This is a genomic window from Vibrio sp. E150_018 (genome assembly GCF_053544035.1).
This window is the reverse complement of the sequence record NZ_JBHGNY010000017.1, coordinates 1-14,502: the sequence shown is the minus strand read 5'-3', so window position 1 is coordinate 14,502 and position 14,502 is coordinate 1. Positions and strand designations below refer to the sequence as shown.

13 protein-coding genes and 1 tRNA gene are annotated in these 14,502 nt (G+C 42.4%); 2 read left to right on the top strand and 12 right to left on the bottom strand.

Annotated features, from left to right (window positions below):
• The first annotated feature begins 22 nt into the window (after window positions 1-22).
• Entirely contained in the window at window positions 23-688 is a 666-nt protein-coding gene (locus tag ACE3G9_RS14095; protein WP_449219502.1) for a DsbA family protein, read from the top strand.
• A gap of 243 nt (window positions 689-931) precedes the next feature.
• Here the strand turns inward: ACE3G9_RS14095 and ACE3G9_RS14090 are convergent, their stop codons facing one another.
• From ACE3G9_RS14090 to ACE3G9_RS14040, 11 genes are all read right to left on the bottom strand, one after another.
• Window positions 932-2,251, bottom strand: a complete 1,320-nt coding sequence (locus ACE3G9_RS14090; protein WP_449219477.1) for a Na+/H+ antiporter family protein — start codon at window positions 2,249-2,251, stop codon at window positions 932-934.
• A gap of 49 nt (window positions 2,252-2,300) precedes the next feature.
• On the bottom strand, window positions 2,301-2,960 hold the full coding sequence (gene rnt / locus ACE3G9_RS14085; protein ID WP_449219476.1) for a ribonuclease T: 660 nt from the start codon (window positions 2,958-2,960) through the stop codon (window positions 2,301-2,303).
• 227 nt (window positions 2,961-3,187) lie between these two features.
• On the bottom strand, window positions 3,188-3,604 hold the full coding sequence (gloA, locus tag ACE3G9_RS14080) for a lactoylglutathione lyase (RefSeq protein WP_089139073.1): 417 nt from the start codon (window positions 3,602-3,604) through the stop codon (window positions 3,188-3,190).
• 42 nt (window positions 3,605-3,646) lie between these two features.
• On the bottom strand, window positions 3,647-4,288 hold the full coding sequence (nth, locus tag ACE3G9_RS14075; protein WP_449219475.1) for an endonuclease III: 642 nt from the start codon (window positions 4,286-4,288) through the stop codon (window positions 3,647-3,649).
• 40 nt (window positions 4,289-4,328) lie between these two features.
• Window positions 4,329-5,078: an electron transport complex subunit E gene (locus tag ACE3G9_RS14070; protein ID WP_449219474.1), complete on the bottom strand. Its 750-nt coding sequence runs from the start codon at window positions 5,076-5,078 to the stop codon at window positions 4,329-4,331.
• A 1-nt stretch (window position 5,079) separates the two neighbouring features.
• Window positions 5,080-5,706 carry an electron transport complex subunit RsxG gene (gene rsxG, locus ACE3G9_RS14065; RefSeq protein ID WP_449219473.1) on the bottom strand — a complete coding sequence of 209 codons (627 nt, stop codon included), beginning with the start codon at window positions 5,704-5,706 and terminating at the stop codon, window positions 5,080-5,082.
• A gap of 7 nt (window positions 5,707-5,713) precedes the next feature.
• Window positions 5,714-6,766: an electron transport complex subunit RsxD gene (rsxD, locus tag ACE3G9_RS14060; protein ID WP_449219472.1), complete on the bottom strand. Its 1,053-nt coding sequence runs from the start codon at window positions 6,764-6,766 to the stop codon at window positions 5,714-5,716.
• Complete coding sequence (rsxC, locus tag ACE3G9_RS14055; protein ID WP_449219471.1) at window positions 6,766-9,171, bottom strand: electron transport complex subunit RsxC; 2,406 nt, start codon at window positions 9,169-9,171, stop codon at window positions 6,766-6,768. Before rsxC ends, rsxD begins: the two co-directional genes overlap by 1 nt.
• A gap of 10 nt (window positions 9,172-9,181) precedes the next feature.
• Complete coding sequence (gene rsxB / locus ACE3G9_RS14050) at window positions 9,182-9,781, bottom strand: electron transport complex subunit RsxB (RefSeq protein WP_449219470.1); 600 nt, start codon at window positions 9,779-9,781, stop codon at window positions 9,182-9,184.
• A gap of 3 nt (window positions 9,782-9,784) precedes the next feature.
• Entirely contained in the window at window positions 9,785-10,363 is a 579-nt protein-coding gene (gene rsxA / locus ACE3G9_RS14045; protein ID WP_027697352.1) for an electron transport complex subunit RsxA, read from the bottom strand.
• A gap of 163 nt (window positions 10,364-10,526) precedes the next feature.
• Window positions 10,527-10,602 (bottom strand) — tRNA-Asn (locus ACE3G9_RS14040).
• Between the two features lie 626 nt (window positions 10,603-11,228).
• On the opposite strand from ACE3G9_RS14040, the gene uvrB reads away from it, so the two are divergent.
• A complete protein-coding gene (uvrB, locus tag ACE3G9_RS14035; protein WP_449219469.1) occupies window positions 11,229-13,259 on the top strand; it encodes an excinuclease ABC subunit UvrB in 2,031 nt (676 codons plus the stop codon).
• A gap of 163 nt (window positions 13,260-13,422) precedes the next feature.
• On the opposite strand, the gene yvcK is transcribed toward uvrB, so the two are convergent.
• Window positions 13,423-14,313, bottom strand: a complete 891-nt coding sequence (gene yvcK, locus ACE3G9_RS14030) for a uridine diphosphate-N-acetylglucosamine-binding protein YvcK (protein WP_449219468.1) — start codon at window positions 14,311-14,313, stop codon at window positions 13,423-13,425.
• Between the last annotated feature and the right edge of the window lie 189 nt (window positions 14,314-14,502).

The window sequence follows — 14,502 nt, the reverse complement described above, 5'->3', positions numbered from 1 at the left end:
TCTGAAAAAGAGAGAATTAATGATGAAAGGGATTTTGTATTACATTCACGATCCTATGTGCAGTTGGTGCTGGGGCTACAAACCAACATGGGATAAATTAAAATCAGCGTTATCTGAAGATATCCAAGTGGAATATTTGCTTGGTGGGCTTGCTCCAGATAATCATGAGCCCATGTCACAAGAGATGCGAGTAATGTTGCAGCAAACGTGGAAGCGAATTGAAAGCCAACTCGGGACTCAATTTAATTATGATTATTGGACACTAGCTAAGCCCGTTAGGACAACGTATCCCGCTTGTCGTGCTGTGATTGCCGCCCAACAGCAGGGAGCCGGAGAGGCGATGAATCAGGCCATCCAACAGGCTTATTATTTGCGAGCGATGACGCCGCATACCGAGTCAACACACGCTCAATTAGCCGAGGAACTTAATCTTGATGTTGAGCGATTTATTCAGGATTGCAAAAGCACTGACGTAGAGCAGGAATTTAAGCGTCAACGTGAGTTTTGTCAGTTGCTAGGCGTTCATTCTTTCCCAAGTTTAGTGTTACAACTTGGCGAAAAATATTACGTAGTGAAATTGGATTATGCTTCGGAACTTACCAGCTTGAAAGATATCGAGCAGCGTATTAAGTGGGCGAATAGTATTGAGACCACGAAACGTTGGGTTGGATTAAAACCGAAAGACTAAGAGTATTTAGCTCCAGCTACAAAAAAGCGCATGTTTCGATTAAACGAAGCATGCGCTTTTTATTTAACTTGAGGTAATGATTATACCAATCGTACTAATTATCTGATCATTCTTGCTTGCTAAAAGGCTTGATAACTTCGTTGGAAATTTTGACTGTAGAATAACTACTTATCGAAAATTTTCGCCTTGTTCTCAAGCCTTTTTCCTACGCAATTTCTGACCAGCTAATTAGTGTGACTGGTATTACAGAACCATTGCCGCAATCCAACCAAACATGATAAGCGGTAGGTTGTAGTGTAGGAATGTTGGGATTACTGAGTCTTTAATGTGATCGTGCTGTCCGTCTGCATTTAAGCCGGATGTTGGACCTAAGGTTGAATCTGACGCTGGAGAACCGGCATCACCCAACGCAGCTGCAGTACCAACCAGTGCAATGGTTGCCGCTGGCGAGAAACCAAATGAAATCGCAAGAGGAACATAGATGGTTGCGATGATTGGAATAGTTGAGAAAGATGAACCAATACCCATAGTGATCAATAGGCCAACAATTAGCATCATTAGCGCGGCTAAAGCTTGGTGACCATTCATGCTCGTTTGTAAGAAGGTCACTAGCGTTTCAACACCACCCGTCGCTTTCATTACACTTGCAAAGCCGTTGGCAGAAATCATGATAAAACCAATCATCGCCATCATTTGTACGCCACGAGTGAAGCTATCTTGGCTAGTTTGGAATGGCTTACCGAATGATAAAATGATGAAACCGACTAGTGCACCTACAATCATTGAACCTGAATATAGTTGAGCAGATAAAGTCGCAATGATACTTATGGCAGCAACAATTACCGCTTTTTTATCAATGCCATTTTGTTTTACTTCAGTGGCTTCATTTTGTTTCTCAGTATAAGTCCGCGGCTTACGGTAACTGATGAAAACACTCACTAATAAACCAAAGATCATGCCACAAGCCGGAATAATCATCGCAGCAGGAATTTGAGCGGCAGTAGCACTTGTTAGCCCATTGTTTTGTAGCGCTGGCAATAAGATATCATTTAAGAAGATACCACCAAAACCGATAGGCATGGTCATGTATGGAGTCACTAAACCAAAGGTTAATATACACGCAACCATACGACGGTCGATGTTCATCTTATTGAAAGCCGATAATAGTGGCGGAACAATAATTGGAATGAAGGCAATATGAACCGGGATAACGTTTTGGGAGAAAATCGCCATGATGAATAGTGCGCCGAAGATGGCATATTTCACCATGCTTGAGGCCTTTTCATTTTCTTTACCATGAACGCGTTTAATCACTGCATTAGACAAAATGTCAGTAATGCCAGTTTGAGAGAGTGCCACCGCAAATGCACCTAATAAAGCATAACTTAAAGCGATTTCTGCACCGTCACCTAAACCTGATTGAAAGGCTGAGATGGTTTGATCAAGTGACATGTTAGCAAGTAAGCCACCGGTAATGGCACTTAAGGTTAGAGCTATCACGACATTGACTCGGAAAACGGATAGCGCAAGCATTAAGCACACGGAAATAACGACAGGATTCATTGTAATTCTCTTTGTAAAATTTATGTTGTGTATTAAATGTGTACCGATCTTAGTCGGTATCGTTATTATTTTCTGCAGGGAGTGGCCAGCCACCTAAGGCTTTCCATTTGTTAACGATGTTGCAAAATAATTTAGCGGTAATTTGAGTATCATATAGAGCAGAGTGCGCAGCTTGATTATCAAATTCAAAACCGGCAGCGCGGCAAGCTTTCGCTAGTACAGTTTGGCCGTAGGCTAGGCCACTTAATGCCGCAGTATCAAATGTGGCAAAAGGGTGAAATGGAATACGTTTTAGTTTGCTACGCTCCGCTGCTGCCATGACAAAACTCAAATCAAAATTCGCATTATGAGCCACCATAATCGCTCTGCTGCAATCGGCTGCTTTTTGTTCTTTACGGATTAATTTGAAAATTTCTTTGAGAGCTTCCGATTCTGTGACGGCACCTCTTAATGGACTGTATGGGTCACGAATGCCGGTAAACTCTAAGGCTTCTTTTTCAAGATTAGCGCCTTCAAATGGCTCAACATTGAATTGAATGGTGGAGGCTGGATATAAATCGCCGTTTTCGTCCATGGCCAAGGTTACAGCACAGATTTCGAGTAATGCATCAGTTTTAGCATTAAAACCTGCGGTCTCTACATCGATAACGACGGGGAAATAGCCACGAAATCGTTGTTTTAGTGTCAAGGCTTCATTTTTGTCAGTCATATACTTTCAGGTCTATGAATTTAGGCGCGTATTATTGCAGATTAGAATTTGAACTTCACTCTCTAATGTTGCTTGTCAGTAAGAAAATATGAGATTTTATTTAGAATAAATGATTTTTTATTGCGACTACAAAAGAGTGGGTATTGCTTGATTAATGAAGTTTATAGGATAAAAAAGAACCCGATTGTCGGGCTCTTCTATGTTGTTCGGGAGAGTGAGAGGGGGAATTACCCTTCTAAGCCTGCTGACATTTGGCTGCGTTGGATAAGTTCAATCATGTAACCATCTGGATCTTTAACAAACGCGATATGCGTGCTGCCGCCTTTTACTGGGCCCGGCTCACGAGTAACCGTACCACCAGCGGCTTTAATTGCATCACATGCGGTGTAGATATCATCAAAACCAATCGCAATGTGACCGTAGCCAGTGCCTAGATCGTATTCAGAAGTATCCCAGTTATAGGTCAGTTCGATCACTGCACCTTGAGATTCGTCACCGTAGCCCACGAAAGCGAGAGTATATTTATATTCCGCGTTTTCATTTTTACGTATTAGCTGCATACCAAGAACTTTGGTGTAGAACTCGATTGAACGATCAAGATCGCCAACACGAACCATAGTATGCAAAACTCTTCCATTCGACATTGTGTGCTCCTTATTAGAATGTAAAGTAATCAAACGGTATGATTACTCTTCAGGATAAACTTTTTCTTTGAACTCGCAGAGATCTTCAATCAAGCAACTACCACAGCGTGGCTTACGTGCAATACAGGTATAACGACCATGCAGAATTAGCCAGTGGTGAACATCGAGTTTAAACTCTCTAGGTACAACTTTTAATAACTTGGCTTCAACGTCATCAACCGTTTTACCTACGGCGAATTTTGTTCTATTCGATACGCGATAAATATGAGTATCGACAGCAATGGTTGGCCAACCAAAAGCGGTATTGAGTACCACATTAGCGGTTTTTCGACCTACGCCTGGCAATGCCTCTAATGCCGTACGATCTTCCGGTACTTGGCTGTTATGCTTCTCAATTAAGATTTTACAAGTCTTAATGGTGTTCTCTGCTTTTGAATTAAACAGACCAATCGTCTTGATGTATTTTTTTAATCCATCAACGCCTAGTGCCAGAATAGCTTCAGGTGTATTGGCAACTGGATACAATTTATCAGTGGCTTTATTGACGCTGACATCAGTAGCTTGAGCGGAAAGAAGTACCGCGATCAATAACTCAAATGGCGTTGACCAATTCAGCTCAGTTTGAGGATTGGGATTATTTTCTCGTAGCCTTTCAAGGATCAGTCGGCGTTTTTCATTATTCATTGTTTTTTACCAATCAGTCGATCGTAATAGTTTATATTCGTTAGGCGTTAGTCACTCTAGCTCGCTCAATCGTTGGCTTTTCTTTTGCTGGTTTTCGTTTATCCACTTGCTTATCAATTACTTGTTTTAACGCAATTAGGAAACCAACACCGATAAATGCACCTGGTGGCAATAAAGCAAGTAAGAAACTACTATCAATATGAAAAACTTCGACGCGTAAATATGCGGCCCAAGTACCTAGTAAGAGGTCTGCACCATCAAACAGAGTACCTTGTCCAATCACTTCACGTAGCGTACCCAAAACCGTCAGGGCTACAAGCATACCAAGACCCATCCAAAAACCATCTAAGGCGGCTTTTTTCGGGGCATTTTTTGATGCGTAGGCTTCTGCGCGACCAATGATCACACAGTTAGTGACGATAAGAGGAATGAAAATACCAAGTGACAGATAGAGACTGTAAGCATAAGCACTCATCAATAGCTGAACACAAGTTACGACAGAAGCAATGATCATCACAAAGATGGGAATTCGAACTTCTTTTGGCACGTAGTTACGTACTAACGAGACAATCGTATTAGTTGAAATCAGTACCAGCATCGTCGCCAGCCCCAAGCCAAGTGCGTTGGTGATGGTCGATGACACTGCCAGTAATGGACATAAGCCCAAAAGCTGAACAAGGGCAGGGTTATTATCCCATAAGCCATTTTTCATTAACTGCTTATTCTCAGGATCAGACACTTGGGTAGCTGAATCTAATGATGTATCAAGCGTTGCGCTATCTTCAGACATTTTATCCCTCACAGTTTAATGGTTGGTTGAGAATGCTTTGTTTATTTTCTTTAAAGTACACCACGGTTTTCTTCACCGCTTTTACGACTGCTCTAGGGGTAATGGTAGCACCTGTAAATTGATCAAATTGACCACCATCTTTACGTACCGTCCACTCAGAGTCGTTACTTTGGCTGACTGTTTTGTGGTCAAAGCTAAAAATCCAGTCAGTTTTACGGGTTTCTATTTTATCGCCTAAGCCTGGAGTTTCTTTATGATCTAATACCCGAGTACTTGTGATTATACCTTGCATATCCAAACCAACGATAATTTTAATCGCACCATTATAGCCATCAGGCGCATAAGTCTCGATGGCAATCGCCGTCGGTTGACCAGCTTTGGTTGCTAGGTAAGCCGGTAGTGGTTTAGTGGTGACGGTACTTTGTGATGGTAGCAACATACATGATGCGAATAGTTGATTGTCGTGCATGCTTTGCGGGATTACTTGGTTGAGCGTTTTTTGCAACTCTTGTTGTTGTTGTGTGACAATTGTATCGTGTGTGATCCAATTGGTGATCGCAACCAAAGAGGTAGAAGCAATTGCAAAGATTGCCAAAATGCCGCCATTTTTTTTCATTGCATTTAGCATAACGATATTACCTTATATGCCCATAAGTACGTGGTTTGGTGTAGTAATCAATTAATGGAACCATCATATTGGCTAATAGAACAGCAAAGGCAACACCATCAGGGAAACCACCCCAGCTGCGAATTAAGAACACTACAATACCGATAAATGCACCGTAAATGATTCTACCCTTAGTTGTGGTAGAAGCAGTGACAGGATCGGTAGCAATAAAGAAAGCACCAATCATGGTTGCGCCAGAAAGTAGGTGCAAAATAGGGGAGGCAGTTGTACCTGGAGCAAATAGTGAAGCAATCGTGCTTACTACTAATAGACTAACTAAGACTGCCAGAGGAATTTGCCATTGAACAATACGCAACCTGACTAACATCAGTCCACCTAATAAAAATGCAATATTGACCCATTGCCATCCGACACCGGCTAAGCCCGCAAAAGTAGGCTGTTGCATGATTTCACTTGCAGTGTGCCCAGTATGAAGTGAGGTTTTGAAAGTATCTAGAGGTGTTGCCATTGTGACACCGTCAATACCTGCACGAACTTGCTGCAAAGATAATCCATCAAGATTGAAGCCAGTAAAAAAGAGTCTTAAGCAATCATCAAAATGTAAATGAACATGTGCTAATGATTCTGGGCTTACCCAACTTGTCATTTGAACAGGAAACGAGATAAGCAATACCACATAAGCGACCATTGCAGGGTTGAATAGGTTTTGCCCTAAACCACCATAGAGATGTTTACCAATGACAATGGCAAAAAAGATACCAATAGTAAGGATCCACCACGGTGACAGCGGAGGAATGGCTACCGCGATCAACATGCCGGTGACCAGAGCACTATTATCTCTTAAGCTCAGAATAGGTGGACGTTTACGTATTAATATAATGGTGGCTTCAAATAGCCAAGCCAATAAAATAGCAAAAACTATTTGGATCAATACGCCGTAGCCAAAGACATAGGTTTGTACCGCAATACCGGGCAATAAACATAAGGCGACCCACATCATAATATTTGATGTGGTGCGTTTAACACGGACGTGTGGAGAACTCGCTATAAAGAACGACACTATTTTTTCTCCTGAGATGATTTGTCGATAAATACTGGAATATCCAATAGATCTAAGGTAATTCCAGAGTCTGGTTTATCTTTTGATGAAGAATCATCCGTTGATTCACTATTTTGTGAGTCATCATTGGATATGATTTCTTGTTGGGGTTTGTCTTGTTGTTGTGCAGCTTTACGAGCTTTAGCGCGAGCAATCGCAGCCGCCACAGCTGCTTTCTTCGGATCGCTTGCTTCTGCCGGAGTCGTATCCGATTCAGTCGTTGGCTTGTCAGTGTTTGTTTGTTCAGGCGCTATTTCATCAGCACCTTGTTGTGCAGCTTTACGAGCTTTGGCGCGAGCAATCGCAGCCGCCACAGCTGCTTTCTTCGGATCGCTAGCTTCTGCCGGAGTAGTATCTGATTCAGTTGTTGGTTTTTCAGTGTTTGTTTGCTCAGGCGCTATTTCATCGGCATCTTGTTGTGCAGCTTTACGAGCTTTGGTGCGAGCAATCGCAGCCGCCACAGCCGCTTTCTTCGGGTCGCTAGCTTCTGCCGAAGTAATATCCGATTCAGTGTTTGTTTGTTCAAGCGCTATTTCATCAGCACCTTGTTGTGCAGCTTTACGAGCTTTAGCACGTGCAATTGCGGCGGCGACCGCTGCATTTTTCGGTGTTGATTCTTGAGTTGTAGCGTCGTTTGAAGCTGGCTCTTCTGATTGCTGCTGAGCTTTCTTCTCACGTGCTAGACGTTTTCGTTCTTCTCGCAGTTTGATCATTTCTGAATTATCAGGTTCAGTTTGACCTGCTTTTACTGCTGCAGCTTGTTTGGCTTTAGCTCGTGCGATTGCTGCTGCTACTGCGGGTTTCACTTCTTTCTCTGCTGGTTGTTCCGCTTCTGCTTGTTTAGCTTTAACACGAGCAATCGCGGCCGCGACCGCATCATCACCACTAGTTTTTTTCATTTCGCTGCGGCGTTTTTCTGCGGCCTGTTTAAAGCGTTGTTCACGTTCTTGCTTATCACGTTCTAAGCGTTTTTGGCGCTCTTCAAAGCGCTGCTTAGCCCGTTCAGCTTCTTTAGCTTCTTGATTACGGGTCCAAATTTCTGATTTCGCTTGGCGGTAATATTGTACTAGTGGAATATCACTTGGACAGACATAGGCACAAGCGCCACATTCGATACAATCGGAGAGATGGTATTCTTCACACTTTTCATAATCTTGCGCTTTGGCATACCACTGTAATTGTTGTGGTAGTAAGGACGCCGGGCAAGCTTCCGCACAAGCGGTACAACGAATACAGGCTAGCTCTTGGCCAGTTGGGGCAATCTCTTTACGTTTCGGTGCTAAAATACAGTTGGTGATTTTAGTAATCGGTACGTCAGCGTGTGGCAGAGTAAAGCCCATTAAAGACCCCCCCATAATCAAACGAGGGTGTTTTTTCTCGGCCTTGTAACCAAATTGACGTAGTAGCGAGGATATTGGTGTACCGAGGCGCGCTAAAACATTGCCTTTTTGAGCAAAGGAATCACCGGTTAAAGTAACGACGCGTTCAATTAATGGTTCACCATCAATAATCGCTCGCTTAATAGCAAAAGCCGTACCTACGTTTTGCATCAACACACCAATCGCTGCGGAGTGTTCTTTACTTGGTACTTCGCGACCAGTCAGTACTTTTATTAACTGTTTCGAGCCGCCGGATGGGTATTTAGTTGGTATAACACGAATGATGAGGTCAACATCTTTTGCTGCTTCTTCTAAAGCGGCAATGGCTTCTTTTTTGTTATCTTCAATACCAATAATTGTCACTTCAGGCTGCAGAATATGCTGAATAACCTGAACACCTTGAATAACTTCTTGGGCATAATCTTGCATTAAACGATCATCGGCCGTGATATAAGGTTCACATTCTGCAGCATTAATGATGAGTATTTTGGTTTTGGCTAAACCCGTATGTAATTTACGCGCGGTAGGGAAGCCTGCCCCACCCATTCCTGAAATGCCAGATTGGCGAATCTTCTCAATTAATACTTCAGCGTCTCTTTCTAAATAATTGGAGACGGGATTTTTTTTACACCATGTGTCATTGCCATCTGGTTTGAGCACAATACAAAGATCAGAAAGTCCAGAAGGGTGGGCGATGGTACGTTTTTCAATCGCAGTGACCGTACCTGAACTTGGCGCATGCACCGGTACCATAAACGCTAAGTTAGCTTGAGTTAATCGCTGACCTTTTAAAACCTTATCACCGACATTGACACAAATATCACCCGGTCTCCCGATATGCTGTTTCAGAGGCAATACAAATTCTTCAGGTAATTCCGCATGAACAATAGGCGATGTTGACGATTGGACTTTATTTTCAGGCGGGTGAATACCACCGGGAAAATCCCAAATCATACCGTGACGAATCTGTTCAATTAACGACAACATACTTTTTCCTTTAACTCACGGTTTGTTCTTTAGAGTCAGCAGAGGCTGATGATGGTTCAAGATCGGTCACGACAGGGATAAGTTCAAGCTGCCACTTCCAAGTATCTGGTGTTGTTTCAATTGGGATCATTTCAATACAGTCAGTCGGACAAGGTGCGACACACAGATCACAGCCAGTACATTCGCTTTTAATGACGGTGTGTAGCGCTTTTGTACCACCCACAATGGCATCAACAGGGCAGGCTTGGATGCATTTAGTGCAGCCAATGCACATATCTTCATGAATAAAGGCGACAGTTTTAACTGCATCTTCCACGTCATTTGAATCAGTTGGAACGTCCACTCCCATCAAGTCGGCTAATTTCTCAATGCCAGCTTGTCCACCCGGAGGACATTTCGTGATTTCATCACCGTTAGCAATTGCTTCAGCGTATGGACGACAACCGGGGTAGCCACATTGACCACATTGGGTCTGCGGCAAAATATTATCAATTTGGTCAACAATAGGATCGGCTTCAACCTTAAAACGAATCGAAGCAAACCCTAAAATTACGCCGAAAATAGCGGCGAGGGCGGCAATAGCAGCAACCGCAATCAAGATGGTAGTCATGGATTATTTCACCAAACCTGTGAAGCCCATAAAGGCCAGAGACATTAATCCTGCGGTAATCATGGCAATAGAAGCACCTTTAAATGGCGCAGGAACATCCGCTGCGGCAATACGCTCACGCATCGAAGCAAATAAAATCAAAACAAGCGAGAAGCCAACTGCAGCACCGAAACCATAAATAATGGATTCAATAAAGTTATGGTTTTCATTGATATTAAGAAGTGCCACCCCTAATACCGCACAGTTAGTGGTAATCAGAGGTAAAAATATCCCAAGAAGACGATATAAAGTTGGGCTAGTTTTGTGTACCACCATTTCAGTGAACTGCACCACGAAAGCGATCACTAAGATAAAACTCATGGTTTGTAGATATTCGATTCCTAGTGGTCGTAAAATATAAGTTTGCACTAAGTATGAACAGACAGATGCTAAGGTTAAAACGAAAGTCGTCGCAAGGCCCATACCAATTGCGGTTTCAAGCTTTTTAGATACCCCCATAAAAGGGCAAATACCGAGAAATTTAACCAGAACAAAGTTGTTGACTAGAACAGTGCCAACAAGTAACAGTAGATAGTCTGTCATATCGTCTCTTTGGGTTAATAATGATCCCAACATTATCGTCATTTGTGACGTTAATAACAACCTACAGGAAATAGGTATTTGAAGGTATTAAGTAATTAATGATGGAATACGTGAAAAATGAACGAAAAAAAGCCGCACTTTAACAATGCGGCTTTTTAGTATTTGGCTCCCTGTGCTGGACTTGAACCAGCGACATACGGATTAACAGTCCGCCGTTCTACCAACTGAACTAACAGGGAAAAGTTATGGGCAGGATTTTAGCTATGGTGAAACAGACTGTCAACGCCAAAAAGCGACAAAAAAGTGAAAAATAATCCGCTTTTTCTCTTTACTTTTTTGTAAGCCTCGCCAGATAAGGCGGTTGTGTAGTTATCCACTAAATTTGTGGATAAGTGTGTTGATGAAGATTGGGCAAGTTTTTATGCTTAATAATTAAAGGTTAGAAAATACGAATTAAATGAGATAATGAATTGTTTTTAAATGGTTTTATATTTTTTTTGTTGAGATGTGTTTGTGGGTAAATAATAAAAAAATTAATGAAAATGTAAAATCAACTGTTTTTTGGGGAAAACCCGTGGATGAAAAGTAGGTGAAATATTAGATGATATTTTTGGCGGGATGAGAATACTACCAAACTGTAATAGGGTAAGCTAGAGTAAAAATGACTTTTTTTTATACTCTTCGTATTTGAAGCTGCAGTTTTGTTACCAGCGCTCACTGCAACTCCAATTACTTTGTGTATAGGCCATAATTTAGTGAATAAAACTGCCACATAACCTACCGCGATTTAAAGCACTAATAATAGGCTTGTGGTAAGGTCAATCAATCGAATAAACCGCGAGAATTCTCCATTTAAGAGGCAAGTATGAGTAAGTTGTATCAACTGGTTTCCGATTATCAGCCAGCCGGCGATCAGCCAGAAGCGATTGCAAAGTTATCTGAAGGTTTGGAAGTAGGCTTAGCCCATCAAACATTATTAGGGGTAACTGGCTCAGGTAAAACATTTACCTTGGCTAATGTGATCGCTAAAGCGCAGCGTCCGACGATTTTACTTGCTCCAAATAAAACGCTTGCCGCGCAATTGTATGGTGAAATGAAAAGCTTCTTTCCTAATAATGCGGTTGAATATTTTGTCTCTTATTATGACTATTATCAGCCGGAAGCGTATGTGCCGACCACAGATACTTTTATTGAAAAGGATTCTTCGGTTAACGCTCATATCGAGCAAATGCGTTTATCTGCCACTAAATCTTTAATTGAACGTAAAGATGCGATTATTGTTGCCTCTGTGTCGGCAATTTACGGCTTAGGTGATCCGGATTCTTATTTAAAGATGATGCTGCACATTCGTCGTGGTGATATTTTAGAGCAACGTGATATTATTCGTCGTTTAGCTGAGCTGCAATACAGTCGAAACGACATGGTCTTTGAGCGAGGGAATTTCCGAGTTCGGGGGGAAGTAATAGACGTATTCCCAGCTGATTCTGAACATGATGCCATCCGTTTGGAAATGTTTGATGAAGAAGTAGAATGCATCAGTGTTTTTGATCCGCTAACGGGCGCAATTAAACAACGAGATATTGCTCGTGCTACCATTTATCCTAAGACCCACTACGTCACACCACGTGAACGCATTCTTGAAGCAATTGAAGAGATCAAAGAAGAGTTGGTTGAAAGACAAAAGGTACTACGAGAAAACAATAAACTATTAGAAGATCAGCGTATTACGCAACGTACGCAGTTTGATATCGAAATGATGAATGAATTGGGTTTCTGCTCTGGCATCGAAAACTACTCACGCTATTTAAGTGGGCGCAAAGAGGGTGAACCACCACCGACTCTCTTTGATTACTTACCTCATGATGGCCTGCTTATTATCGATGAATCTCACGTGACAGTGCCGCAAATTGGCGCGATGTATAAAGGTGACCGTTCGCGTAAGGAAACTTTAGTCGAGTTTGGTTTCCGTTTACCTTCGGCGTTAGATAACCGACCGTTGCGTTTCGAGGAATTTGAATCGCTCGCGCCTCAGACCATTTATGTTTCAGCAACCCCAAGTGCGTATGAGTTAGATAAATCCGGTGGTGATGTGGCTGAGCAGGTCGTGCGTCCAACTGGGTTACTCGATCCTGAAATTGAAGTTCGTCCGGTTGCCACGCAAGTTGATGACTTATTATCGGAGATTCGCTTACGCGTTGCGGTAAATGAGCGTGTGCTTGTGACTACTTTAACCAAGCGCATGGCGGAAGATTTGACTGAATATCTTACCGAACATGATGTCAAAGTCCGTTATCTGCATTCAGATATTGATACGGTTGAACGTGTTGAAATTATTCGAGACCTACGTTTAGGTGAATTTGATGTGTTAGTGGGTATTAACTTACTTCGAGAAGGTTTGGATATGCCTGAAGTATCTTTGGTGGCAATTCTAGATGCTGACAAAGAAGGCTTCTTACGTTCAGAGCGCTCATTGATTCAGACGATTGGTCGAGCGGCACGTAATGTTCAAGGTAAAGCGATTTTATATGGTGACAGCATCACCAAATCGATGCGTAAAGCGATAGACGAAACGGAACGTCGCCGTGCTAAACAGCAGCAATATAATGAAGAGATGGGGACGACTCCTCAAGCGCTGAAGAAAAGCATTCAAGACATTATGGAACTGGGTCATGTTGGTACACGTAAAGGTAAGAAAGACAGTAATGTGATTTCACTATCAAAAGTCGCAGAGCAAGCGGCTGAATACCAAGCGTTAACCCCACAACAGCTTGAAAAACAAATAAGTCAATTGGAAAGCGAAATGTACCAACACGCACAAAACCTAGAGTTTGAACAAGCGGCACAAAAACGAGATGAAATTGAGAAGTTACGTGCGCAGTTTATTGTGAATAGCTGAGAAGGGTTGCGAGTTTCTAGTCCCTAGTTTCTAGAAAAAGCCCCAGTAATAGGCATCAAGGGGCTTTAGAACTTTGGTGGTTATTTCCACAGAGTTATCGGCTTTTCTCGTACTGTTTACCCTAGGAACTAGGAACTAGGAACTCGTACCTAGGGTCTTCCATTTATTGCAAAATAATCTTCTCAATTTCTTGTTGGAGCTTTTTACGATCATGACGCCATTCATGGTTAGGTGAGGCGAGGTTAACTTCGATACATTGATAATTTTGGTCAACGCTTTCAGAAAAATTTTCACCAAGTAGTACATCAACTTTACGACCATCACAAGCACGCTGACACCATTTTAGTTTTTCTTCTAGGTTCATCATTCCAGCTGGACCAAATTCATTATCAAGGTTATCAACAAAAACCAATTTGGCTTGGGTGTTTTGAGCGATGGCTTTGCCGATATCCGGTAATAATAAAGGCGGCATAATGCTGGTTAAGAAACTGCCTGGGCCTAAGATAATGCAATCTGCCGATGAAATGGCATCGATGCCTTCTGCGGTTGCTGGCACTTCAGGCTCTACATATAAACGCTGTAGAGGTTCTGACATATCATCGACATTGGTTTCACCGCGTACCCATTTGCCGGTTTTTGACAATGCAGTCAGATCGGCAGGGTGCTCGGACATAGGGACAATATTGACTTCAACCTTCAACATGTCACAAATTAGGTGAATGGCATCCAGTGGACGAATCGAGAGGTTATCGAGCGCGGTGAGCATTAAATTGCCTAGGTTATGGCCGTTCAATTCACCGGCACCACGAAAACGGTATTCAAACATCATTGAGCTAATATTCGGTTCGGTAATCAACTGATTGATGCAGTTTCGGGTATCTCCCCAAGCAATCCCACCTTGGCATTGGCGAATGCGTCCGGTCGAACCACCGTTGTCAGTGGTGGCCACAATACCGGTGGCGTTAGGGCCAAAATCTTTTAGTGCTGCCAGCATGCGGCCTAGGCCATGACCACCACCAATTGCGACGACTTTTTTGGTTTTATGAAAGGACATAATTTATATTCTCTGCTGAATTAACCTTAGAGATCAGGCTAAATAACAATTCTTTGATTTCAATTAACTAACCTGAGCTGCGGATAAGAAATGAACTAAATGCCCAAGTCGCGATCAGATCGTTTATCTAGAACTATCAATCGCAAGGACTTGGGCATGATTAATTTAGAAGCTATTTACACTGATGTC